Raw genomic sequence first — 23,613 nt, 5'->3', positions numbered from 1 at the left:
GGGTCAGGCTTTCTGCACGGAGGTGATCGCGGCCATGGTCGAGTCGGTGTTGGCCGGCATCGCCGGCGGCATCTGCTGGATCGCATGCACCGATTGCCCGGTGCCGCGGGCTTCCTCTTGCAAGATCCGGTCCTTCATCACGAAGCGGCCGCGCACGATGGTATGGATCGGCAGTGCCGAGGCCTTGCGGCCATGCCACGGCGAAATCTTCGCGCGCGACTGGATCATCGCGTCGTCGACGGTCCATTCGCGCTTGAGGTCGACGATGGCGATATCGGCATCGGACCCCACCGTCAGCGTGCCCTTGCGTGGATACAGGCCCCAGATTTTGGCGGGGCTCTCGGCGCTCCAGCGCACGTAGTCGTTGATGGTGGCGCGGCCCTTGTTGATCTCGGTCAGCATCAGCGGCATCTGGGTTTCGACGCCGGGAAAGCCGCAGTCGACCGTCCAGATGTCCGGCCGGGTCTTCTCGTCCGGTGCATGTGGCGCATGGTCGGTGGCGATCACGTCGATCGTGCCATCCATCAGCGCGTTCCACAGCGGCTGCTGGTTGGGCTTCTCGCGCACCGGCGGGTTGACGCGCACGACGCCGCCGAATTTTTCGTAATCGGGTTCCGACAGCAGTAGATATTGCGGGCAGGTCTCGCCGGTAATGTCGACACCCCGCGCCTTGGCTTCGGCCAGTGGCTGCAGTTCGGCAGCGGAGGAAATGTGCAGCACGTGGATGCGCGCACCGGTCCATTCGGCGAGGATCGCCGCGCGAGCGACGGCCTCGACGGCGACGACGGCGGGCCGTGCTGCCAGGTGCGCGATCGGTTCGATGCGTCCGCTGGCACGCAGCCGTGCTTCGCGGCGCTCCATGATGGAATTGGTCTCGGCATGCAGCGAGATGCGCTTGCCGGTTGGGGCCACCACTTCGAAGGCTTCGAGCATCGCGCCGGTGGTCGGTGAGGGGATGCGGCCGAAAGTGTTGCCCATATAGAGCTTGAAGCCGATCACGCCGCCATCGATCAGCGCGTCGACATGTTCGATGCTGTCTTCGCCCAGCACCGCATAGAGCCCGTAGTCGACATAGGCCTTGGCAGAAGCGATCTTGTGCTTGTCGGCCAGCGCTTCCGCATTGTTGATGGTCGGCAGCGTGTTGGGCATGTCGAACACAGTGGTGACGCCGCCAAAGGCTGCCGCGGCAGTGCCGCTGGCAAAATCTTCCTTCTGCGGATAGCCGGGGTCGCGGAAATGCACGTGAACGTCGATGGCGCCGGGCAGAATATGAAGGCCTGTGGCGTCGAGTATCTGCGTCGCCGGCGGCATCGCCTCCGGCGCGCCGATAGCGTGGATCACGCCGTCCTTGATGGCGATGCTAGCCTTGTAACTTGCATCGGGCGATACGATGGTGCCGCCATTGATGACCAGATCGACCTTGTCGCCCATATTAGCCACCTCGCTCACAGCATTGCCCAACCGCCATCGACCGGCAGGTCGACGCCGGTAATCTGGCGCGAGACGTTGCTGGCCAGAAACAGGCAGGCATTGGCGACGTCGGCATCGACGGTGACGCGGCGCAGCGCGTAGTCCATGGCGTGGCGCTCGGCGGCTTCTTGTTCGGTGATGCCGAGCTTCAGCGCCATGTCGCGGCATACCTTGTCGCGAAAGCGCGGGCCATCGACCATGCCAGGCGCCACGCAATTGACGTTGATGTTGTGCGGGCCGACCTCGAGCGCGAAGCTCTTGGTGATGCCGCGCAGACCCCATTTCGAGGCCGAGTAGGCCATCCGGCCGGCGCGGCCGCGCATGCCGAAGGTGCCGCCAACATTGACGATCTTGCCGTAGCGCTGGTCGATCATGGTCGGCAACGCGGCGCGCATGGAGTGGAAGCAACCGTTCATATTGAGCGTGACGATCTCGTCGAATTCCTCCGGCGTGGTCTGCACGCCGGTCTTACCGATCGGTCCGGAGCCGCCGGCGACATTGACGAGAATGTCGATGCGCCCGCCGAACGCCGCCTTGGTCCTCTCCGCCGCGGCCTCGCATTGCTCGGACTTCGTGAGATCGCAGGGAATGACGATCACCTCGCCGCCCTTGGCCTTCACCTCGGCCGCTACCGGCTCGATCGCCGAGGTATCGCGGCCCAGCAGTGCCAGCTTGCAGCCTTGCTCAGCAAAGGCGTGGGTGATGGAGGCGCCCATGCCCTTGGCAGGGCCTGTGATCATGACGACGCGATTTTCGAGGGAGAGTTTCATGGTGTTGTCTTTCTTGGGTCGTTTGCTCTGGCCCTCCACGTCATTGCCAGGTCAGGGAAAGCTGGCTTGCCGGCTTTCCCCTTAGCGAAGCGACGCAGCAATCCAGAGGCCACGAACAGGGGAAGACTGGACTGCCTCGCCCAACGAATTGGCTTCGCCAATTCGTTGGGGCCCGCAATGACGGTTGAGAGGCCGGTGATGCTGAGGGCTCGGTTCGTCGTTACATCGCAGCCTTGATGGCCGTCGGACGATCCGCCAGCGGCGGCATGAAATTGCGGTCGAACACGTCGCCGACCTTCGGCGTGCGTGGCAGTTCCTTGGCGCTGACGAGGATATCGATCGCCTTGCTCATGCGTTGGTCGTTGATGTCGCCATGGCCGATCTTTGAAATTTCCGGCGAAGTCATTTCGTCGGACAGCGTGGCTTCCAGGCGGGCGCGTTCGATCTCCGGTTTGATCAGTGGTTCGCGCTTCTGCACGGCCTCGATGGCGGCCTTCGGATCGGCCATCGCATCCTTGACGCCGCGGTTGAGCGCCTTGAGGAAGCCCTTCACGGCGTCGGGGTTTTCCCTGGCAAACTTGCGCGAGACGATGATGGCGTTGGAATACAGATCCATGCCGTAGTCGCCGAACTTGATGAAGCGAATCTCTTTTTCAGGATCGATGCCGATCAGCCTGGCGCTGAAGCGGATGGTGGTGATGTAGCCGAACACGCCGTCGACCTGATCCTTCATCAGCATCTGTTCGCGCAAGTTCGGCTGCATGTTGGTAACCTCGACCTTGGTGCAGTCGATCTTGGTCGCCGCGCAGAGCGCCGGGAATAGCTTCAGCGCGCCGTCGTTGGCCGCACCGCCCAGCTTTCGTCCGACGAAATCGGCGGGGGTCTTGATCGGGCTGTCGGCTTTCACCGCCACCGTGAAGGGCGGGCGGTTGTACATCTGGTAGACGCCAATCGGCGCTTCGTCCGGCTTCCTGGCGGCAAGTTCGATCAGCGCATTGATGTCGCCGAACCCCATGTCATAGGCCCCGTTGGCGACCTGCGGCACCGCCGCACCAGAGCCGTTACCCTGGTCGAAACTGACGTCGAGGCCTTCAGCTTTGAAGTAGCCGCGATCCTGCGCCAGAAAGAACATGCCCTGCGGACCTTCATACTTCCAGTTCAGAACCATCTTGATCCTGGTGTCGGCCTGCGCGGCGACAAACGATCCGGCCGTCACGATCAGTGTCAGGGCAAGCGTCTGCAATCCACGAAATGCATGGCGTCCGGTCATCGGTGTGTTCCTGTTGAGAAGAGTGACACGATCGGCCGATGGGATGTTTCTGCCTGCAGCCGCCCTCAGGAGCAAAGTTAAGCTATCCGAGTGCACTTATCTGCTGCTATCTTTTTGCTTAAGCGGTGCAAAAAAGGCTTCACCTGGAAAACGCATGCGACACCTGAAATTGCTGACCCATGTGGTCGAAGTGGCCCGCACCGGCTCGATACGCCGTGCGGCGGAACTGCTCAATCTCACGCCTTCGGCAATGAACCGTCGGATTCAGGATCTGGAGGCCGAAATCGGCACGCCTCTGTTCGAGCGCCGTCCGCGCGGCGTGAAACTCACGACCGCGGGCGAAATGTTCGTGCGCTATGCACGGAGTCAGATCGCCGATGCCGATCGCATGAAGTCTCAGGTCGAGGACCTGCGCGGTCTCAGGCGCGGTCCTATCCAGATTGCCTGCAGTCAGGCCTTGGCACTCGATTTTCTGGCGCTGCGTGTCGCGGCGTTCCAGAAGAAGCACCCGAAAGTCGTATTCGATCTGAAGGTAATGGACCACGAGCGCGCAATGGCGGCGCTTGCCGCCTATGACGTCGATCTGGCTTTGGTGCACCGTCCGACGATGTGGCCCTCGCTGCGCGTCATCAACAGTGTGCCGCAACGGCTGGTAGTGGTGATGAAGGCGGATCATCCGCTTGCGGCCAAGAAAGTCTTGCGGCTGTCGGACTGTGTCGAGTACCCCGCTGCATTGCCGGATCGTACCCTGAGCGGTCGCCAGATTCTTGACGAAGTCACGACGCGGCGCGATCTGCGACTGAATATGCTCGCCGAATCCAATTCCTTCGAGATGCTGCGCGGCTTGGTGTTCCACTGCGACTTGATCTCGTTTCAGATCGAGATCGGCGCGCCTAACGGAACGCTTGGCATGGGTCTTATCGGCCGGCCGATCGATACCCGCGACGTTCCCACGGCCGATTTGGTGCTCTGCCAACTCCGCGGTCGCACGCTACCGGTTGCGGCTGCCACATTTGCGGAAATCCTGACGAAGAGCCTGAACGAGATTCGCCCGGCCGCCTAGCCTTTTCACCGTAAATTATATCATTACGCGAAGCTATTTGAACCGCCCGTCAATCATGCAAGAAGGTCGAGAAACAGCAACCATCAAAGCGCCTTGCCCGCACTGAAGCGGTTTTCGATGACGCCTCTATTCGCATTCAGCAGACCTCGTGGGCTTCGCGAATGTCCGCTTTGCGCCGGAACGGTCATCGACTATGCAAGTTTAACCGCTTCCTCTCTAACCTCTTTATATTAATTTACGCCGATGCTCGCTTCGCAGAAATTTTCAGCCCCCGCTGCTCGAATATCCCACCATCCTCGGCAGCTCGTAGCCCTGGAGCAGCGATAGGCTGAGGCTGGTGAATCCGCTTCGGGATGACGTTGGAACGAAAGGTATCAGAGAAATTTTTCAGCGCACTGCCCAACCTATAGGCTTGCCCGGTGGAACGCTTCTTGGTGAATTACGCTCAGAGTAGAAGCGGTCAGAACCAGTGCGGTTCGGGACATTGCTCGGCAAAGATCGTTGTTTTCGTTCTGGCGCCGGCAAGATGCAATTTTACTGTCCATTTTACAGTCCGTCAGATCTGCAGCGATCCCGCTCAACGGGAGAAGCAGCGATAATCACGCGTAAACGGCATCATAATGCTGTTTAAGTTATTACGCCTCGCTCCTGCAGTTTCGCACCTTGGCCAATGATGGAGTGTGACATGACAACACAAAGCAACGTCGGGTACGCCCTCGACGAACTGAACCAGGAAACCAACTTTGGCGGCGTTGGTGGTCTCAAGCACCGGGACATCCCGCGTATTGACCTCGCCAGTTTCGAAGTTCGAAAGCAGGAGATTTCCGACCAGCTCTGGACTGCGTCGACGGAGATCGGCTTTTTCCAGCTGATCAATCACGGCATCCCACAAGAGCAGGTCGACGAGGCCTTCGATATGACCGCGAAATTTTTTGCGCTCGCCTCGGACGTAAAGGCAAAGTACCCGCTCGGCAAAGGCACCAATGCCGGCTGGGAATACAAGAGCCAAGTTCGCCCGTCCACGGGAACTGCGGACAACAAAGAATCCTACCAAATCACTCTGCCGCGGATGGCTCAGCTGTGGCCGACGGGTGACGAAATCCCCGGATTCAAGGCTGCGATGCTGGCCTTTGAACGCGCCAATTGGGCAGTCGGCATGAAGGTGTTGTCGTGCTTCGCACTCAAACTCGGCTTCAAGCCAGACTTCTTCACCGAAGCGCACGATCCGCAATCCGCGGAATATCAGAGCACTCTACGACTGCTGCATTACTTGCCGATGACGAATGCCAAGCCTGAGGACTATACCGGCTGGCGGGCCGGAGCCCATACCGACTTTGATTGCCTGACGCTCCTGCACCAACGCCTTGGCCAGGGTGGCCTGCAGCTGTGCCCGGGCAAGGAATCCGCCGAATTGGAATGGACCGATGTTGAACCGGCGTCGGGCGTCATCACTTGCAACATTGGCGATATGCTACGCCGCTGGAGCGACGACCGGCTCCTCTCGACTCTGCACCGCGTGCGGATGCCCAAGGCCGACGAATATCTCGGCCCGCGCTATTCTCTCCCGTTCTTTTGCCAGGCGAACAAGGATGCGATGATCCAGGGCCCAGGCAAGATCTACGACCCGATCTCCGCGCACGATTACCTGCAGCAGCGGATCGCAGCGAACTTCGCACAGTAGACTAAGACACAGATCGAAATGGATCGATGCAACACGCACTTCACCGCATCGATCCTCTCCTGCTGGCGAGTAACATGGGCATTCGTATCACCGCATCGCGATGAAACGGGAGGCATGTCTATCAGTGCGGCGGCCAGCCGATCGGATGGGCTAGCTGCAGAAACTTCATCGCCGACAGAATGAGCGGTTCTTCGAAACGTGGGCCGACGACTTGAATGCCGGTCGGCAGGCCTTCGCGCGTGAGTCCTGCAGGCGCCGAGCCAGCTGGCAGGCTCATGAGGGTGACGAGGAATGATCCTGCAATCCAGTCGGTATAGTTGTCGAGCGTTCTGCCATTGACCTCGGTCGGAAAGTTCATGTTCACCGGAAACTGTTTGACCGGCGATTGAGGCGTCATCAGGAGATCAAAATTCTCGAAGAACTTGGCAAAGGCGAGGAACAACTCCATGCGCTTCTGCTCGGACGCGGCAAAATCCAGCGGCGTAATCTTCAGACCGGCCTTTACGTTCCCCTTCAGGTTCATGCCGAACTCCTCAAGTTGATCAAGATTTTCATATTGCTGACCAACCATCCAAAGCCCACGCCAGGCCTGATACGGAGCCTTGCCATCCGACATATCAAAATGGACTTCCTCGACCGTCGCACCGACATCTCGCAGCGACATAGTGGCGGCGCGGCAAATCACATCGATCTCATTATCTACGCCGATCCCGGAAATATCCGAGACATAAGCGATGCGGAGCCCTTTCAAGTCCTGAACGGTGTCGACGATCGTGAACGCGCTCGACCATGGCGGCGCCACCGAAATCGGCGAGCGTCGGCTGAAGCCAATCATTGCATCCAGCATCAGGGCGGCGTCTTCCGCCGTGCGCGCCAAAGGGCCATGCACCTGGCCGGGATCCCAAGCCAATGGCATCGGGTAGTTTGGGGTCAGCCCCGGTGTCGGACGAATACCCACGATACCATTGAACGACGCCGGCATCCGGATCGAACATCCAAAGTCAGTGCCCTGCGCCAGCGGCGCCATCCCGGTGGCAACAGCGACTGCCGAACCACCGGATGAACCGGATGGGCTCAGCGCTGAATTCCATGGATTGCGCGTGACCCCAAATACATCATTGAAGGTATTGGCCCCAGCAGCGAATTCAGGCGTGTTGGTCTTTCCTAGAATGATGGCGCCGGCGGCCTTCAGCCGCCGCACGACTTCAGCATCTTCCGTAGGGACGTGATCTTTAAACTGCGGCGAGCCATATGTGGTGCGAATGCCGGCCGTCGGCGTGATGTCCTTGATCACCACAGGCAGCCCGTGCAGCGCGCCAAGGCGATCGCCACGCATCACCGCTGCCTCGGCATTTTTCGCCGCAGCCCGTGCGCTGGCATCGGCCAAAGTGACAATGGCATTGAGCTTCGGGTTGACGCGCGCGATGACATCCAGATGCGCATCCAGTACCTCGACGGGGCTGACCGACCTGCTCGCAATCAGCGACGCGAGTTCGACGGCGGATTTACGCGTGAAGTCGTCAGTCATGCGGTTTCCCATTCGTCATCGCAGGCCTCCAACCAAGGGCGATGACAACGGTTAAGCTGGTTATTTTCCCGACCAGTGCACGAAGCGGCGTTCGATGGTTAGGAAAAGCAGATTGAGCCCATAACCCAGAGCGCCGGCGGCGAAGATGGCGGCGTACATGTCCGGCATTTCGAACATCTGCTGCGCCTCAAACACACGCTGGCCAAGGCCATCGACCGAGCCGATGAACATTTCGGCAACGACGACGATGACCAGCGCCAGCGACACGCCGTTGCGCAAGCCTACAAATGTGGCCGGCATCGATTCCAGCAACATAACGTCCCACAACACCCGCAAGCGCGAGGCACCCATCACCTTCGCGGCGAGGATGCGGGTCTTGCGCGCATTCATCACGCCATAGGCGACATTGAACAGGATGACCAACGCTGCGCCGAATGCGGCGACGAAGATTTTCGTGCGATCGCCCACGCCGAATAGGACCAAGAACAGCGGAAACATGGCCGATGCTGGCGTGGAGCGAAAGAAGTCGATCAGAAATTCCACCGAACGATACAGCCGCTCGGAAGACCCGAGCAGAATGCCGAGCGGGATGGCGACGATCGCAGCAATGATCGTCGAGTAAATCGTGCGCTCGACCGTTTTGACAAAATCGACACCAAGCTTGCCGTGAAACATGCCGGTCCACAGCGCCTTGAATGTCGCAGCCGGCGACGGCAGCAGGACGGGATCGACGATCCGCAGCCACGTCACGACCGACCAGACGGCCAGCAGCACAACGACGCCCACGAGTGGCAGCAGGACTTCCAGGCGCTTCCAGTTCATCGGTTCGTCAGCCCTTCCGCACTTCGCGCTGGAAGATCTCGAGGCAATGCGCCTTAGTGCTGATGAACTCCCCCTCGGTCATGGTCTTGTCGGTGCGCGGACGCGGCGCATCGTAATGTACGAATTCGACCGGCCGTGCCGGATGCCGCGACAGCAACAGGATGCGGTCGGACAAATAGACTGCCTCCTCCAGATCGTGGGAGACCAGGACGGTCGTGGTATGGGTCTCGACGAACACGCGCTGCAACTGCTCACGCATGAACAACGTCATCTCGTAATCCAGCGCCGAGAACGGCTCGTCGAGGAACAGAATCTCAGGGTCGACCACCAGAGCGCGCATGATCGAGACCAACTGCTGCTGGCCGCCGGACATCTGATAGGGATAGAGGTTGAGGTCGATCTTGACGTTCAGACTGGCAACGATCTTCTCGACCTTGAGATTGCGCTCCTTCTTCGGTACGCCCATCACCTTCAGGGGATAGGCGATATTGTCGAAGGCGCTCAGCCAGGGAAACACCGCCTCGCGGTAGTTCTGGAATACGTAACCGAACTTGATCTTGTTGAGCGGTTGGCCATCGAACAAAATCTCGCCTTTGTCGGCGGGAAACAGCCCGGCGATCATGTTGATCAGCGTGCTCTTGCCGCAACCGTTCGGACCGAACACCGACATCAGCTTGCCGCGCGGAATATCGAAATCGAAATTGTCGTAGATTGTGGCGTCCGCGAACCGCTTGCTGAGGCCGCGGATCGTCACATGCGGCGCGGTCCGCGTCGCCGCGGCCCGCGCGTTGGCAGACAGCTCCATGCTTGCAGCGGGATGCATCACGATCACGCCAGCTTCAATATTTGTAGATATATTTGGTGACGTCGAGCTTCTCCGGCACGACACCGATCGAAGTGCCGAAGTCCGACAGTTTCTGCAGATCGGCGATCTGCGTCGGCGTCATGTCCTTAGCCATCGTGTAACCGAGCATCGAGACCATATCGACGACATTATCCGGCGTGAACGTGTTCTTGGCGAGATATTTACGCGCGTCATCCGGGCTCTTGTTGATGTAGTCTACGGCCTTGCTCCAGGCCATAGCGAAGCGCTTCGCCACGTCCGGCCGCTTCTGGATGAAGTCGCTGGTGATGGCACAGCCGGCTGCATAGGCGTCGGCTTTTGGATTCCCGAGAATGTATTTCGAGATCACACCGGCCTCCAGCGTCCGCGCGACGCCAGCCTTGATCATCATCGACGCATTCGGTTCCAGCGTGTAGCCGCCATCGAACGTGCCCGCGGTCATTGCATTGACATGCTGGCTCATGTCGAGCTGATCGATGGTATAGTCACCGTCCTTCAGCCCATTCTTGGCAAGAATGCCCTTGGCGGTGTTGAGATTGGCCGGCCCCGGCGCCGACATCAACTTCATGCCCTTGAGGTCGGCAATCTTGTCTGCCTTCACGCCGTTGCGAACGACGAATTGCTCCATCTTGAATTCAGGTGTCTGGCTGTTCAGGGCGATATACATCGCAACGCCGGGCTTCTTGATATTGGCGTTGAGACCCTCGAGCGTGACGAGCACTGCAGAGACCTCGATCTGGCCGGTAATCATCGCCGCGACATTGGCCGGACCGCCCATCAACTTGGTCATTTCCGGTTCGATATTCTGCTCCTTGAAGAACCCCTTCTCCAGCGCCACAAAATACGGCAGGGACGAGCTCAGCGGGAACACGCCTACCGCAACCTTGTCCTGCGCCGACGCGCGTCCAGTACAAAAACCGGTCAGAGTTGCGGCGACGGCCAAGGCAAATGTCAAACGAACCAGCGACTTCATACGTGCAACTCCTGTTACCAGCATGGCGAGCCCTCTCGCCTTGAACGTTCACGCCCGATGCGGCGGCTGCCTCATTACAGAGCAAGACTCGTGCCGCATGAACGGATTCAACGGCTGCTTTTGTCGCCGCTACATCCGGGACCGAAATTCTCCGCGCAGCATCTTTTCGTAACCCTCGCCGCGATCGATCATAGGCAGATCGCTTGGCCGCGCTTTGGACAGCGCCGCACGCTTTGCCGCAGTCGCGGCTTCGTCGATCACCGGTTCGTCCGCCGTGCTGGCCGCTCTGAAAACCACACCATAGTCCCGTCCCGCCGCGGCGATCGAGACCCGCCCTTCCATGACGTCGCGCAGCACCAGCGGCAGTTCCCGCGTTAACGGATCGCCCCAGCCGCCGCCGCCTGTGGTGACCACCTGCACGACCTGGCCCTTCTTCACCTCGGCGCCATCGACCAATCCCCCGAGCTTGCGGGCTTCGCCTTCGGTGTCCACCGTGACGCAGAACGGCTCGCCCGCCTTGCCCCCCTTCAGCCCGTAGCAGCCCAGGCGGACGCGATCTGCGGTGACGATGGTGCGGCAATCCACCAGCGCACGATAGTGTTTCTCATAACCCTGCCCGCCGCGCCGCAAGCCGGCGCCACCGGAATCGGTCGACAGCGCCAGTTTCTCCACCATTACCGGAAACCGGGTCTCGGTGAATTCGGCCGGTTGGTTACGGGAGTCCGGCACGATATGGATCGCGTCGTTGCCGTCGGCATAATAACGGCCCCCGGACCCGCCACCGAGCACCTCGCGCGACAGGAATGGCTTGCCGTCCGCGTCGTTGCCGTAGAAGCCGGTATAGCGGATGGTCTCCTGATCCGCCGGCATCCGTCCGTCGACCGCCTTTGCCACCACGCCGGCCAGCAGCCCGAGGCTACGTAGCAGCACGAATGAGCGCGCATTGGTCGCCGCCGGCCATTCCGGCGTGATCAGCGTGCCCTTCGGCGGAAAGACGATCTCGAATACGTCGCACACGCCTTCATTGACGTGAATTTCGGCGGCACGCTCCGGCGTGTCGGCGAGATTGCGCAGGATCGGCGCTATCCATTTGATCAGGAAGGCACCGTCGGCGTAGTCGGTCGGCCAGTTGATCGGGCCTGTGGATTGCGGATCGGTGCCATTGAAGTCCAGCACAATCTTGCCGGTCATCTTGGTCATCTTGATCGCGATCTTGTGCAGCTTGGGATCGGTCAGACCATCGTGTTCGACATAGTCCTCCCACGCATATTCGCCATCCGCGATCTTGCTCAGCAACTCGTTGCGGTAGATATCGCGGCACTTGTCCAGGATGGCCTGAAAACAGGCCTCGACCTGGTCCTTGCCAAAACGCTCGAACAATCCCTGCATGCGACGTGCGCCCATCAGGCAGGCCTGCACCTCGCTGTCGAGATCCGCGGAAAGCATTTCCGGCACGCGGGTGTTGCGCTTGATGATGGTGAAGACGGCATCGTTCTTGACGCCCTCGCTGTAGATCTTCACCGGCGGAATCGCCATGCCTTCCTCGAACACCGTGGCAGCCGTGCCGGGCATCGAGCCAGGCACCTTACCGCCGACGTCGTCGTGATGGCCGAACGCCTGGATATAGGCGACCACGATGCCTTCGTGGAACACCGGCACCGTACTGCAGAGATCTGGCAGATGGCCGATCGAGCCCTCGGTCAGATAGGTGTCGTTCATCAGGAACACGTCGCCGGGCTTCATGGTTTCCGGCGGGAAGTCACGAACGACTGCATTCGGCATCGCCGAATAGGAACGCCCGGTCAGCTTGCGACAATAGCGGTCGAACAGGCCGACGCGATAGTCGTGCGCCTCGCGGATCATCGGCGAGCGCGCGGTGCGCTCGATGGCATATTCGATTTCCGCCTCAATGGAATTCAGCGTGCCCTCGACGATCTGCAACACAATCGGATCGACCTGGACGACGTCACGCGCGGGCGCAGTAGGCCAGGGATGCCTGCTATGCTGGTTCATTACATCACCTCCTTCGACGACACCGGACGGATCACGAGAATGCCGTGCGGATCGACCTCGACATATTGTTTGGGAAAGACCATCGTTGTGGAGCCGAACTCCTCGATGACGGCCGGACCGACAATCTTTGCGCCAGGCGGCAGCGTCACACGATCATAGAGCGGCGTATCGACGAAACCGGTGTCGAAGTAGACTGGACGCGTGCTCTTCGGGGCAAACTTGCCGTCACCTGCGGCGAGCTTCGGCATTTGCGGCCGATCGATCACGCCGAAACCGGAGACGCAGAGATTGACCAGTTCGATCTTCTGCTGGCCGGCATAATCGTAGCCGAAGGTCTTCCTATGCGCAGCGTGGAATGCGCCGGTGAGACCCGCAAGGAACGCCGCGTCCGTGGGTCCTGCAGGCGCGGTGACCCGCACCTCCATCGACTGCCCGGCGTAGCGAAGGTCTGCCTCGCGCACCAACCGGATCTGCGATGCAGCAATGCCATCGCGTTCGAGATTGGTAACGGCTTCTTTTTCCAGTGCAGCATAGCGCTGCGCGATGTCCGCGAGATCGATGGCGTCCTCATGCATCACCTTGGTGACCATATGATCCGTGCGCCAGTCCACTGCGAGCAGGCCGAAGGCGGAGAGGTTGCCGGGATTGGGCGGCACGATACAGGCCTTCATGCCCAGAAGGTCCATCACTGCCGGCGACTGCACCGGGCCTGCACCGCCGAACGACAGCAGTGCGAAGGTGCGGGGATCGATGCCGCGCTGGATAGTCATCTGGCGGATCGCATTGGCCTGCGCCCAGTTGGCGATCTCGATGATACCCAGAGCGAGTTGTTCCGCGGTCATGTTACCCGGCAGCCTCGAAGCCAGCGCGGCGATGCCGGCGCGGGCACGCGCGACATCAAGCGCGAGGCCGCCGCCGATCAGCGCCGGGGGCAGCCGCCCCAGTACCAGATTGGCATCGGTGATCGCGGGCTCATTGCCGCCGTTCGGATAGCACATCGGCCCGGGCACTGCGCCGGCGCTGCGCGGACCGACCTTGAGATGTCCCTCGCGACTGATCCAGGCAATCGAACCACCACCGATGCCGATGGTGGAGATGTCGATCATCGGGATGCGAACCGGAAACTGCCCAACCGAGCCGCCGTTGGTGAGTTGCGGCTTGGCGTTTTCGATCAGGCAAAAGTCGGTCGAAGTCCCGCCCGCATCCAGCGTCACCAGATCGGGGAAGCCAGCGATGTCGGCAATGACCGCGCTACCGAGAGCGCCTGCCGCGGGGCCGGAAAGCGCTGTCGTGATCGGCTTGCGCAGGATCTGTTCAGAACTGGCGACGCCGCCGCTCGACTGCATAACCAAGAACGGCACGCTCTGCAGCGGACCCAACTCGTCATGCACGCGTTTCAGATAACGGTCGAGATAGGGCTTTACGAACGCATCGACGAGGGTAGTAACCGCGCGCTCGTATTCACGATATTCCGGCAGCACGACGCAGGACAGCGACAAGGTCGCCTCGGGATACTCCTCGGCGACGATCTCGGCGACGCGACGCTCGTGGCTATCGTTAGCGTAGGAGTGCATCAGGCAAATGCCGATCGCCTGGACCTTGTGCTTGCGATAAAAGCGTGCGGCCTCTCGCACCATGGTTTCGTCGAGGGGACGCAACTCATTGCCTTTGAAGTCAAAGCGACCGCCGACCTCGCGAACGAATTGCAGCGGCACCAGGCGCTCCGGCTTCACCCAGAAATAGGAATTGCCGTAACCATCAGGCACAGACTGTCGTGCAATTTCGAGCAAATGGCGGAAGCCCGAGGTGACGATCAACCCCAGAGATTCGATGCCGCCCTGCAGTAGTGCGTTGGTGGCAACAGTCGTCCCGTGAGCCAGCCCGGCAACGTCCGCCGGCCCGGCACCCGCCCGCGCGAGAATGTCGTTAACGCCGCGCACCAGACCGATTGCCGGATTGGATGGCGTGCTCGAGACCTTGGTGACCTCCATCGCACCGGTGGCAGCGTCCACCGACACGATGTCGGTAAAGGTCCCTCCGGTATCGATTCCGATGCGAAAACGAGGAGCGGCGGTTTGAGACATGCTGACAACTTCCGATGTGAAGATGTGCCAGCATGGGTCCGTGGCCGCTACGGAGTCAAAATCCGATTATCGATGGTGCCATCGGAAAAACAGATGGCTTCCTTTTTCAACCTTTCAGCATCTCGAGCATCTTCTGGAGCGCGGTTTCCTTGCGTCGTGACATCGGTTGACGCCTACGAAACAGGCTGAATGCAACATTTCGCGCCGGCACGATCGGCATCGCCTTCAACAGACCGAGTGCGACTTCATTGGCAACGCAGGCGCGCGGCACAATGGCGATGCCCCCGCCGGACTGTACGATGATCTTGATGGTCTCGACGTTATCGACAACGGCGATCACGTTCGGACGCATGCCGAGGTCCGTGAACAGCGACATCACCACCTGACCATAGCCGACGGTGAGTTCGCTCATGATCAACGGCTCGGCCAGAAGGCGACCGATATCGACCGGCTGCTTACCACGCCCGAGTGGATGCTTGGCCGGAACGATCAGCGCCATTTCAGCATCGACCAGCCGGTCGACGACCAGCCCGGACGGCAACCGGTCCGGATCCGACTCAATGGCCAGGCCAGCGTCGATCCGCTCCTCATGCAGCTCTGTGAAAATATTGCGGGTCGGTGCGGTGATGATCTCCAGCCGCACGCCCGGAAGTTGGCCTTTGAGGTCGGCGAAAAGACGCGGCATAAATATCTGCGCCATGCCCGAGCCCATCGCGATCGTCAGCGTGTCGAGCACCGCTCCGCGCAATCGCCGCGCGGTATCGGACAGGCTCAGGAGATCGCCAACCACGCGTTCGGATTCATAGAGAAAGGTGCGCCCGCGATCAGTCGCTTCGATGCCCCGCGAGGTCCGCGTGAACAGATCGAAACCCACTTCCTCCTCAAGCAGCCTGACTTGCTCGCTGACGGCGGACTGCGAGATGTTCAGCCGCTTCGCGGCTCGGGTAAAGCTGCGCTCCTTCGAGACCGAAAGGGCATAGCGTAACTGCCGGAAATCCAACGATGTGTCCCTTGCCTGTACCGCGACGCGTGCGGAATGACGCGTCGTATCCGCCGCAACGATATAGCACACCTCGCCGGCGGGATCGTCACTCCCACAATGCGCTGGGGGCCGCCGGGTAAGCTTTCTTGCTGTAGATCATCTTCAGATCGACGAACATCTCGGCCGTGCGCAGGCCGACCGCAACACCGTTGATGACGGGTATCCCGATCTCGTCCTCGATCTCATGGAGATCGACCATGAAAGGTACGAACACAGCGCAGAATGGCAGAACGACGTTGACATCGACCCTTGCCATCGCTTCACGACACAGACGCAACGTCAGCTCACGCATCTCGCCGCGGCGCTGCCAAACTTCCGCCAGCGGCATGTCCCACGGCATCATCGCGGAAACCTGTTCGGCCCCCCCCCCAGCCTCGCAGCAGCTTGCGCACGTAGGACGACACCGAAGCCTGCGTGATCAGCATTGCAACTCTGTCACCGACCAGTGCCGCCGCGTGGAACGACGGGGTGCCGGTATCAATCACCGGGATGCGCACTTTTGACTCCCCCACGTTCCGCGCCGTTACGCCATATAATGAGACAATGTATGCAATTTTAGATCTTTAGTGTGCAAATGACCCGGTCTGGCACGACCATTGCTTGGCTGCCCTTCGTACTTCCGTCTGCACCTTTCGCTTGAACAGCAACCACGAGACGCTCTCATGACCCGCTGCGATATCCTTCTCAAAGGCGCCAGATTGCGCGGCCTAGCGGAATTCACCGACATTGCGATCACCAACGGCAGGATCACCGCGATCGCGCCGGGACTGACGTTGCAAGCAGAACAGATCATCGAAGCCCGCGGCCGGCTCGTGACTGAATCATTCGCCAATCCGCATCTGCATCTCTGCAAGGTGTGGACACTCACGATGGTCGAGGACGAGGCGCGCGCGAACTATCACGGCGCCAGCATGGGCAAGGCGATGGCGGCCATCGAAGTCGCCAGCCGCGTGAAAGAGAAATACGCCGAAGGCTGGATCATCGAAAACGCACGTCGCGCAGTCGCGCTCGCGGCACTCTATGGCAACCTGCATATCCGCGCCTTTGCCGATGTCGACAGCAAGGGCCGCCTCGAAGGTCTCAATGCGCTCCTGAAAGTGCGCGACGAATTCAAGGGGATCGTCGATGTCCAGGTCGTCGCCTTTCCGCAGGATGGCGTGCTGCGCGAACCCGGGACCAAGGAACTGATGCGTGAAGCGATGGAGCGCGGCGCGGATGTCGTCGGCGGCATTCCGTGGATCGAATATACCGACGCCGCGGCCACCGAGCACATCTCATTCTGTTTCGACCTAGCGCAACAATTCGAGAAGGACGTCTCGATGTTGCTCGACGATGCCGGTGATCCGGGCCTGCGCACGCTGGAGACCTTTGCGATCGAAGCCGGCAAGCGTGGCTGGAGCGGACGCGCGCTCGCGCACCACTGCCGCGCCATGAGCCAGTATCCGAAACCATATTTGCATCGCCTTATCGGCACGCTGCGCGCCGCGAATATCTCGGTGGTCAGCGATCCGCATACGGGGCCCCTGCATGCCTGCGTGCAGGAGTTGCTGGCGGAAAACGTGAATGTCTGCCTCGGACAAGACGACATCTCCGACGCGTATTACCCGTTCGGCCGCAACAACATGCTCGAAGTGGTCTTCCTGGCGTCGCATCTGCTTTGGATGATGGCGCGGGAGGAGATCGAAACGCTGTACGATCTCGCTACGATCAATGCCGGCAAGGCGATGAATGTGCCGTTGAAACTCGGTGTCGGTAATCCCGCGTATCTCGTGATGCTCGCGCAGAACGACGTGCTCGAAGCCGTACGCTTTCATAGCGCGCCGGTCTGCGTGATCAGTCACGGCAAGGTCGTCGATCTCGGCCGGATGCGTGAACTCGCCGGCGAGCCTGCGGTTTAACCGCAGTCGCCATTACATCTTCAGCAGCTTGCGCGCGTTCTCGCCGAGAATCCTGGCCTTGTCGGCATCGCTGAGCGATGTCCGCATCACCCAGTCGGTCCCAGCCTTGTTGGAGGCGAACGGCCAATCCACCGAAAACAGGATGCGATCAACACCCATCTCCGCGATACTGCATGCCAAAGCGGTGTCGGAGAAATTGCCGCTCGTGGTGAGGTGGAAGTTGCGCCGGAAGATCTCGCTGAACGTCATGCCGTCGCTCACCGGGCGCGCCAGCAGATCGTCGATGCGCCACAGCATGAACGGTAGCGCCTCGCCAAGATGACCAAGGATCAGCTGCAGCTTCGGATACTCGGCCAGCGCACCGCTGAGCACCATGCGCATCGCTTGAGTGACGGTCTCCGCGGTGAAGCCCCATACCGGCCCGCGAAACTCGGGAAATTTGTCGGTAATCCCGTCGTAATAGATCTTCTCGACATCCGGGCTCGGCAACGCCGGGTGCAGATAGATCGGCACGTCCAGTGCTTCGGCGCGCGCAAAGATCGGCCAGAACTGGCGCTCGTCGAGAAACTTGCCGTTGGTCAGGCCATTGACCACCGCCCCCTTGAAACCCAGTTCGGTGACGCAACGCTCGAGTTCATCGGCCGCAGCTTCAGGCGCTGGCGTGGGCAACACCGCAAATCCCGCGAAGCGATCACGTGCCATGAAGAATATGCTCTTCGCCAGGCGATCATTGGTTAGCCTCGCCATCCGCACGGCTACATCCGGCGCAAGCTTCTGCGTCGTCGGCCCGGCATGAGACAGCACCTGAATATCGACTGCCCCCTCGTCCATCTCGCGCAGCCGGACCTCACCGAGATCAAGCAATTTGCGCTCGACCTCCGGCGGCCTCAGCAAGTCGAGGCCGGTAAAATGCGCGACCAGTTCAGGGTCATTGTAGTGCTCTTCAATCGCTATCGTGAAAGGTCTTTGGGCCAGCATCTTTGTCGCCTGTTCGATCCTCGCACCCTATATCTTGTATGCAAAAATACATGCAAAAAATATGGGCGATACCGCTGATTTATAAGCTCCTTTTTTCCCTATTGATTGGTCATGATCGCTCCAACACGCGATAAACGCAGAAGCATGTATGCATGACTTAAGGGATCACCAGATGACCGGCGCCGGGACCGTGAAACGCTACGCTTTCTTGCAGGCGTTGGCCGCGCGCACGGAAAATCAGCTCGTCGTGACCAACCTCGCCAATACCGCCACCGAATGGTTCTCGGTGCGGCCATCGGATGCCAATCTCTATGCCGCAGGCATGGGAATGGTGACATCCTACGCTCTGGGCCTCGCGTTATCGCTGCCCAAGCGGGAGGTCATCGCACTCGACGGCGATGGTGGAATCTTCTTCGACCCCTCGGTATTCGGCGTGATCGCCGCACAGGCCGGCGCCAATCTAACCGTCATCGTATTTGACAATGGCGGTTACGTCTCGACTGGAAAACTGCCGGCGGTCGGTTCGCTCAGCTCATCCGGCGTGGACCTGGAAACACTGGCACGGGCATATGGCATCGCCAATGTCGTGACCGTCGCAGACATCGACGGCTTTATCGGCGTGCTCGACAAACGTATCTTGAACGCGCCGCTGGTAATCGTGGTGAAAACGAGTGTCGAGCAGCAATTTGTCGGCGCGCTGCCGATGGACCTCAAGGAAAACAAGTATCGCTTCGCCCGACACATCGAGCAGAGCCAAGGCGTAAAGATCTTCAAGCCCTCGGCCAAGGAACATGGCGCCAAGCCCGCGGCCGACCCCGCTTTGCGCGAGGCCGGACAGTCCAGCCTCGGCCAGGTCCTGTACGAAGGCCTCAAGGAGAACGGCGTCAACTTTGCGATCGGTCTACCCTGCAGCGGTTTTTCATCGGTGCAGGAGCTGTTACTTAAGGACGATGGCTTCGACTATGTCTCCGTACCCCATGAAGGCACCGGCATTGGCATGTGCGCTGGCGCGTGGCTTTCGGGACGGCGGCCAGCAGCATTGATCGAGAATTTCGGGCTATTCGCCAGCGTCTATCATCTACTGCGCGGCCATATGAGCTACGGCATTCCGACCTTGATGCTCACGGAATTCCGCGGCGACACCGGCGACCAGGAATTTTTCGCCGAAGGCGGCGAGGTAACGCTCGATGTATTGAAGGCCATGCGCATCAATTATCGCGTCGTCGATCAGATCGATGATCTCAAGCCCGCGATCCGCGACGCGCTTCGCTGGATGGATGGTTGCCTGCGTCCGTTCGCGCTGGTGCCAACATTCAACCTCACTCGCCTGAAATCCTGATCGGCATGACGTCGGCCGGAATCACAAATCGTTTCGACTACGTGATCGCGGGCGGAGGCTCCGCCGGTTGTGTGACAGCATCGCGCCTGTCTGAAGATCCTTCCATCTGCGTACTGCTGATCGAAGCCGGCGCAGACACGCCGCCCGGCGAGGAGCCCACGGAAATTCGCAGCCCGGCCCCCGCGGTCATTTTCCACGGCACACGCTACATGTGGCCTAAGCTTCGGGTGATCCCGTTCCAACACCAGGACGGCGACCGCTTCTACGAACAGGCCCGCGTGCTCGGCGGTGGCTCCAGTATCAATGCGCAGGTCGGCAATCGCGGCATTCCCGACGACTACGACGAATGGCAGCGGCTCGGCGCAACCGGCTGGGGCTGGCATGACGTGTTGCCATACTTCCGCAAGCTCGAACGTGACCTCGACTTTCCCGACAACACGCAGATGCACGGCAGCGACGGACCGATCCCGCTGACCCGCGTGCCGCGCGCCGAATGGCCGGAATTCTCGCAGCGCCTCGCTAGCGCGGCCGAGAACATTGGACTGCAGGACATCCATGACCAGAACGGCGTTTTCACAGACGGCTATTTTGCGCCGGCTTATACCAACGAAAACCACCAGCGCGTGTCCGCCGCGATGGCCTATCTCACCGCAGAGGTGCGCAAACGGCCGAACCTGACGATCCTCACCGACAGCCTCGTCATTGGATTAGGCTTCGACGGCACGCGCGCGGTCAGCGTCGATTATGAGAAGGGCGGCCACCGCACGACCGCCTATGGCGGCGAAATCATCCTCGCGCTTGGTGCATTGCAGACACCCGCAATGCTGATGCGCGCGGGCATCGGCCCCGCCGCTACGCTCGCACGGTACGGCATCCCTCCCCGCGCCGTACGCGAAGGCGTAGGCCAGAATCTGCGCGATCATCCGGGCACGCATCTTTGCGCACTGGTGAAGCCACATGGCCGTATGCCAAAGCGGCTAAAGAAATCCGGTCACGTGGCCCTGCGTTTTACATCGTCGACGCCGGTCTCGTTGCCCTCAGACCTTTATATGCATAACGGCGTATCTTCGGCATGGCACGGCGTCGGCCAGCGCATTGCCTATTTCTATCTCTGGCTCAACAAGTCGCACTCGACTGGCGAAGTGACGTTGAAAGACGCCGATCCCTACAGTATGCCGATCGTACGGATGAACCTGCTCGGCGCCGATGGCGATGTCGAACGGCTCGCGGACGGCTTCCGCGTCATTGCCGGCCTGCTGCGTGATCCGCAGATGGCCCCCGTGATCGAGCATCCGTTCGCGGTGCGCTTCAGTCCGTTCATCCGGAGCATGAGCCAGATGCGCCGTTCCAACAAATGGATCATGGGCACACTAGGGAGGCTGCTCGATGGCCCCGCCTGGTTGCGCAGCCTGCTCGTAAAACATGTCCTGTCCAACGCGCCGTCGATCGACGCGCTGCTGAGCGACACCGCGAAGCTCAAGGACTACCTCAAGCGGTATGCCATGAGCGTGTCTCACGTCACCTGCACCTGCCGGATCGGACAGCCGGACGATCCCCGTGCCGTGGTCGATCTCGATGGCCTCGTCTATGGCATCGATAATCTGCGCATCGTCGATGCGTCGGTGATGCCATCACTGCCACGCGCCAATACCAACCTGGCCACCATGATGATTGCGGAGAAGATCAGCGACGCGATCCGGCGTAACCGGACCGCAAGAGTCGCGTGACAGAACGGAGGCGCCAGTGAAGGTCGCGCGTCTGCATGCCGGAGCCGTGCTGTATTTCGACGCTGTGCGGCGCTCCAGCTCGATCCGCGAAGCCGCGCGTCGGCTCAACGTCGCCTCCTCGGCGGTCAATCGCCAGATCCTGCGTCTCGAACAGGACGTCGGGCTGCCGTTGTTCGAAAGGCTCGCCACCGGCGTCAGGCTGACAGCTGCGAGAGAGGCCTTTGCGCGCCACACTATTGTGGTGCTGCAGGATGCCGAACGCCTGAGCGCCGAACTGGACCAGTTGATCGGCGTGCACTCCGGCCACGTTACGGTGGCCGCCGCTGAGGGAATTTGCACCACCGTCATGCCGGACGTGATTGCAGCGCTGCGCGCCAAGGCGCCGCGGATCACCGTGTCATTGCGTCGAACAGAGTCGCTCCGGATCGAGCAGGCCCTGACCGCGGGGGATGTCGATCTCGGCGTCGGTTTCGATCTGCCGGTCTCAGTTGGATTGCGACGACTGTTCGCCGCCGAGTTTGGCATTGGCGTCATCATGAAGCCCGACCATATGCTGGCCGCGCGAGCGCCAATCCCGCTGTCGGCATGCCTCGATTATCCGCTGATCCTGCCGGAGGACGCGATCTCGATCATGCAACTTCTCGCACCGGCGTTCCTGCGGCTCAATGTACGGCCGGCGGCATCTGTCAGCACGAACTCCATCGATGCCATTCGCTCGCTGGTCGAAATGGGCGTCGGCATCGGATTGCAGACCCGGTTCGGGCTCGACCGCTCGCTGACCGAACAGCGCATCGCCCATGTTCCACTCGACGCCGGCGGTCCCGTGGTCAGTACGGTCTCGATCCTGGCCCGCGCGCAGCGCGCGCTCCCCGCCCCGGTCGACATGCTGGTCCAACTACTGGCCGACGACCTGCGGCAACGCCAGCAGGCGGAGCAATTGTCCTGATGCCAGATCGGCATCACCCTGAGCGATGATCTGTGCTTTCTGAGCGCACTCATCCGCGCATATGCTGAAGATAACGGCCGGCGCCGCCGGCTAACCAGGATTCGAACTCAAGCGAGGCTTATGATGTCCGACTCTCTGCACGCCGCCGAAATCTCCCAGAACCAGCTCCCCGTCATCGATGTCAGCGGGCTTTCCTCGTCGAAATTCGCAGATCGCAAGGCAGTCGCCAAGACGATGCACGCTGCCTGTGTCAATAACGGCTTTTTCTACATCGCCAATCATGGTGTGCCGCAGGGCCTGATCGATGCCGTGCAAGAGCAGACCCGGATCTTTTTCGACCAATCGGAAGAAGACAAGCGCAAGGTCTCGAAGGCACTGTCGAACTGCAACCGCGGCTGGGAACCGCTGAAGGCGCAGACGCTCGATGTCAATGCTCCGCCGGACCTCAAGGAGACCTATTATATGGGTCTCGAACTGCCCGCCGATCACCCGATGGTCGTTGCCAGGAAATTCAATTACGGCCCGAACCTGTGGCCGCAGGATCTGCTCGGCTTCAAGCCGACGATGCGCGCCTATCACGCTGCTATGCGCGACCTCTCGGAACGCGTCATGATCGGTCTGGCGCTGTCGCTCGATCTCCCAGAAGATTACTTTGACGGCTTCAACCGCGATCCGCTCTCGACGCTGCGGATCCTGCACTACCCGCCGCATCCGGCCGATGCCGAGGCTGGCCAGGCCGGTGCCGGCGCACATACCGACTATGGCGCGCTGACGCTGTTGCTGCAGGATAGCAATGGCGGCCTGCAGGTGCGCGACGCCGGCAATAGCTGGATCCACGCTGCACCGATCCCCGGCACATTCGTGTTCAACATCGGCGATGCCATCGCGCGCTGGACCAATGACCTCTATCGCTCCACGGTACACCGCGTGGTCAACGTCTCCGGCAAGCGCCGCTATTCGGTCCCGTTCTTCTATTCGGGCAATGCCGATCATCCGCTGGAATGCATTCCCGGATGCCTGAAGCCGGGCGAGGCACCTAAATACCCGACCGCGACCGTGGCTGAACACATGCAGCAGATGTATGCGCGCAGCTATAGCACGGCGCCGAAGGCGGCCTGATCTTCGCTTTCTGTTCGCAATGAAAAGGGCCCCCGAGGGGCCCTTT

19 protein-coding genes are annotated in these 23,613 nt (G+C 60.6%); 7 read left to right on the top strand and 12 right to left on the bottom strand.

The genetic code is table 11. The features are described from left to right. Positions 1 to 3: 3 nt before the first annotated feature. The 3 genes from allB to SFY93_RS11565 all read right to left on the bottom strand — a co-directional run bounded on the left by allB (position 4) and on the right by SFY93_RS11565 (position 3,510). Positions 4 to 1,449, bottom strand: coding sequence for an allantoinase AllB (allB, locus tag SFY93_RS11575; RefSeq protein ID WP_320447184.1), 1,446 nt, complete (start codon positions 1,447 to 1,449; stop codon positions 4 to 6). Continuing rightward, a complete protein-coding gene (locus tag SFY93_RS11570; protein ID WP_320447183.1) occupies positions 1,446 to 2,240 on the bottom strand; it encodes an SDR family NAD(P)-dependent oxidoreductase in 795 nt (264 codons plus the stop codon). Before SFY93_RS11570 ends, allB begins: the two co-directional genes overlap by 4 nt. Positions 2,241 to 2,460: 220 nt before the next feature. After that, the gene (locus tag SFY93_RS11565; RefSeq protein WP_320447182.1) at positions 2,461 to 3,510 is read right to left on the bottom strand and encodes an ABC transporter substrate-binding protein; all 1,050 of its coding nucleotides are present in this window, start codon (positions 3,508 to 3,510) and stop codon (positions 2,461 to 2,463) included. Positions 3,511 to 3,553: 43 nt separating this feature from the next. On the opposite strand from SFY93_RS11565, the gene SFY93_RS11560 reads away from it, so the two are divergent. Continuing rightward, positions 3,554 to 4,573 carry a LysR family transcriptional regulator gene (locus SFY93_RS11560; protein WP_320447181.1) on the top strand — a complete coding sequence of 340 codons (1,020 nt, stop codon included), beginning with the start codon at positions 3,554 to 3,556 and terminating at the stop codon, positions 4,571 to 4,573. Positions 4,574 to 5,258: 685 nt separating this feature from the next. Continuing rightward, positions 5,259 to 6,254 carry an isopenicillin N synthase family dioxygenase gene (locus SFY93_RS11555; protein ID WP_320447180.1) on the top strand — a complete coding sequence of 332 codons (996 nt, stop codon included), beginning with the start codon at positions 5,259 to 5,261 and terminating at the stop codon, positions 6,252 to 6,254. Between the two features lie 121 nt (positions 6,255 to 6,375). On the opposite strand, the gene SFY93_RS11550 is transcribed toward SFY93_RS11555, so the two are convergent. The 8 genes from SFY93_RS11550 to SFY93_RS11515 all read right to left on the bottom strand — a co-directional run bounded on the left by SFY93_RS11550 (position 6,376) and on the right by SFY93_RS11515 (position 15,888). Next, on the bottom strand, positions 6,376 to 7,782 hold the full coding sequence (locus tag SFY93_RS11550; protein WP_320447179.1) for an amidase: 1,407 nt from the start codon (positions 7,780 to 7,782) through the stop codon (positions 6,376 to 6,378). 60 nt (positions 7,783 to 7,842) lie between these two features. Beyond that, positions 7,843 to 8,604, bottom strand: coding sequence for an ABC transporter permease (locus SFY93_RS11545; protein ID WP_068729103.1), 762 nt, complete (start codon positions 8,602 to 8,604; stop codon positions 7,843 to 7,845). Positions 8,605 to 8,611: 7 nt separating this feature from the next. After that, on the bottom strand, positions 8,612 to 9,427 hold the full coding sequence (locus SFY93_RS11540) for an ABC transporter ATP-binding protein (protein WP_320447178.1): 816 nt from the start codon (positions 9,425 to 9,427) through the stop codon (positions 8,612 to 8,614). 16 nt (positions 9,428 to 9,443) lie between these two features. Beyond that, positions 9,444 to 10,421 carry an ABC transporter substrate-binding protein gene (locus tag SFY93_RS11535; RefSeq protein WP_158550520.1) on the bottom strand — a complete coding sequence of 326 codons (978 nt, stop codon included), beginning with the start codon at positions 10,419 to 10,421 and terminating at the stop codon, positions 9,444 to 9,446. 129 nt (positions 10,422 to 10,550) lie between these two features. Beyond that, the gene (locus tag SFY93_RS11530; RefSeq protein ID WP_320447177.1) at positions 10,551 to 12,434 is read right to left on the bottom strand and encodes a hydantoinase B/oxoprolinase family protein; all 1,884 of its coding nucleotides are present in this window, start codon (positions 12,432 to 12,434) and stop codon (positions 10,551 to 10,553) included. Then, complete coding sequence (locus SFY93_RS11525; RefSeq protein ID WP_320447176.1) at positions 12,434 to 14,518, bottom strand: hydantoinase/oxoprolinase family protein; 2,085 nt, start codon at positions 14,516 to 14,518, stop codon at positions 12,434 to 12,436. Before SFY93_RS11525 ends, SFY93_RS11530 begins: the two co-directional genes overlap by 1 nt. Before the next feature lie 106 nt (positions 14,519 to 14,624). Next, positions 14,625 to 15,518: a LysR family transcriptional regulator gene (locus tag SFY93_RS11520; protein ID WP_320447175.1), complete on the bottom strand. Its 894-nt coding sequence runs from the start codon at positions 15,516 to 15,518 to the stop codon at positions 14,625 to 14,627. Positions 15,519 to 15,606: 88 nt separating this feature from the next. Continuing rightward, positions 15,607 to 15,888 (bottom strand): hypothetical protein, encoded by a 282-nt coding sequence (locus tag SFY93_RS11515; RefSeq protein WP_320447174.1) that lies wholly within the window; start codon positions 15,886 to 15,888, stop codon positions 15,607 to 15,609. A gap of 334 nt (positions 15,889 to 16,222) precedes the next feature. Here SFY93_RS11515 and SFY93_RS11510 point away from each other — a divergent pair, with 334 nt between their 5' ends. Continuing rightward, complete coding sequence (locus SFY93_RS11510; RefSeq protein WP_320447173.1) at positions 16,223 to 17,458, top strand: amidohydrolase family protein; 1,236 nt, start codon at positions 16,223 to 16,225, stop codon at positions 17,456 to 17,458. A gap of 12 nt (positions 17,459 to 17,470) precedes the next feature. On the opposite strand, the gene SFY93_RS11505 is transcribed toward SFY93_RS11510, so the two are convergent. Then, a complete protein-coding gene (locus SFY93_RS11505; protein ID WP_320447172.1) occupies positions 17,471 to 18,436 on the bottom strand; it encodes an amidohydrolase family protein in 966 nt (321 codons plus the stop codon). Between the two features lie 172 nt (positions 18,437 to 18,608). Between SFY93_RS11505 and SFY93_RS11500 the strand changes: the two genes are divergently transcribed. The 4 genes from SFY93_RS11500 to SFY93_RS11485 all read left to right on the top strand — a co-directional run bounded on the left by SFY93_RS11500 (position 18,609) and on the right by SFY93_RS11485 (position 23,567). Then, entirely contained in the window at positions 18,609 to 19,775 is a 1,167-nt protein-coding gene (locus tag SFY93_RS11500) for a thiamine pyrophosphate-dependent enzyme (RefSeq protein ID WP_320447171.1), read from the top strand. After that, a complete protein-coding gene (locus SFY93_RS11495) occupies positions 19,718 to 21,502 on the top strand; it encodes a GMC family oxidoreductase (protein ID WP_320447170.1) in 1,785 nt (594 codons plus the stop codon). The genes SFY93_RS11500 and SFY93_RS11495 overlap by 58 nt, the downstream gene beginning before the upstream one ends. Before the next feature lie 16 nt (positions 21,503 to 21,518). Then, positions 21,519 to 22,448, top strand: coding sequence for a LysR family transcriptional regulator (locus SFY93_RS11490; protein ID WP_320447169.1), 930 nt, complete (start codon positions 21,519 to 21,521; stop codon positions 22,446 to 22,448). Positions 22,449 to 22,571: 123 nt separating this feature from the next. After that, a complete protein-coding gene (locus SFY93_RS11485) occupies positions 22,572 to 23,567 on the top strand; it encodes an isopenicillin N synthase family dioxygenase (RefSeq protein ID WP_320447168.1) in 996 nt (331 codons plus the stop codon). The last annotated feature ends 46 nt before the right edge of the window (positions 23,568 to 23,613 follow it).

Origin of the sequence: Tardiphaga sp. 42S5, assembly GCF_034044155.1 — a bacterium.
In the GTDB taxonomy this organism is placed as follows: Bacteria; Pseudomonadota; Alphaproteobacteria; order Rhizobiales; family Xanthobacteraceae; genus Tardiphaga; species Tardiphaga robiniae.
This window is presented reverse-complemented; position numbering and strand designations above follow the sequence as displayed.

What these genes read in the sequence shown, in the direction of transcription:
- SFY93_RS11485 (WP_320447168.1), top strand. Translation starts at nt 22,572, where the DNA reads ATGTCCGACTCTCTGCACGCCGCCGAAATCTCCCAGAACCAGCTCCCC.
- SFY93_RS11565 (WP_320447182.1), bottom strand. Translation starts at nt 3,510, where the DNA reads ATGACCGGACGCCATGCATTTCGTGGATTGCAGACGCTTGCCCTGACA.
- SFY93_RS11530 (WP_320447177.1), bottom strand. Translation starts at nt 12,434, where the DNA reads ATGAACCAGCATAGCAGGCATCCCTGGCCTACTGCGCCCGCGCGTGAC.
- SFY93_RS11515 (WP_320447174.1), bottom strand. Translation starts at nt 15,888, where the DNA reads ATGCCGCTGGCGGAAGTTTGGCAGCGCCGCGGCGAGATGCGTGAGCTG.
- SFY93_RS11510 (WP_320447173.1), top strand. Translation starts at nt 16,223, where the DNA reads ATGACCCGCTGCGATATCCTTCTCAAAGGCGCCAGATTGCGCGGCCTA.
- SFY93_RS11550 (WP_320447179.1), bottom strand. Translation starts at nt 7,782, where the DNA reads ATGACTGACGACTTCACGCGTAAATCCGCCGTCGAACTCGCGTCGCTG.
- SFY93_RS11545 (WP_068729103.1), bottom strand. Translation starts at nt 8,604, where the DNA reads ATGAACTGGAAGCGCCTGGAAGTCCTGCTGCCACTCGTGGGCGTCGTT.
- SFY93_RS11525 (WP_320447176.1), bottom strand. Translation starts at nt 14,518, where the DNA reads ATGTCTCAAACCGCCGCTCCTCGTTTTCGCATCGGAATCGATACCGGA.
- SFY93_RS11570 (WP_320447183.1), bottom strand. Translation starts at nt 2,240, where the DNA reads ATGAAACTCTCCCTCGAAAATCGCGTCGTCATGATCACAGGCCCTGCC.
- SFY93_RS11540 (WP_320447178.1), bottom strand. Translation starts at nt 9,427, where the DNA reads ATGCATCCCGCTGCAAGCATGGAGCTGTCTGCCAACGCGCGGGCCGCG.
- SFY93_RS11555 (WP_320447180.1), top strand. Translation starts at nt 5,259, where the DNA reads ATGACAACACAAAGCAACGTCGGGTACGCCCTCGACGAACTGAACCAG.
- SFY93_RS11560 (WP_320447181.1), top strand. Translation starts at nt 3,554, where the DNA reads ATGTTTCTGCCTGCAGCCGCCCTCAGGAGCAAAGTTAAGCTATCCGAG.
- SFY93_RS11500 (WP_320447171.1), top strand. Translation starts at nt 18,609, where the DNA reads ATGACCGGCGCCGGGACCGTGAAACGCTACGCTTTCTTGCAGGCGTTG.
- SFY93_RS11505 (WP_320447172.1), bottom strand. Translation starts at nt 18,436, where the DNA reads ATGCTGGCCCAAAGACCTTTCACGATAGCGATTGAAGAGCACTACAAT.
- SFY93_RS11535 (WP_158550520.1), bottom strand. Translation starts at nt 10,421, where the DNA reads ATGAAGTCGCTGGTTCGTTTGACATTTGCCTTGGCCGTCGCCGCAACT.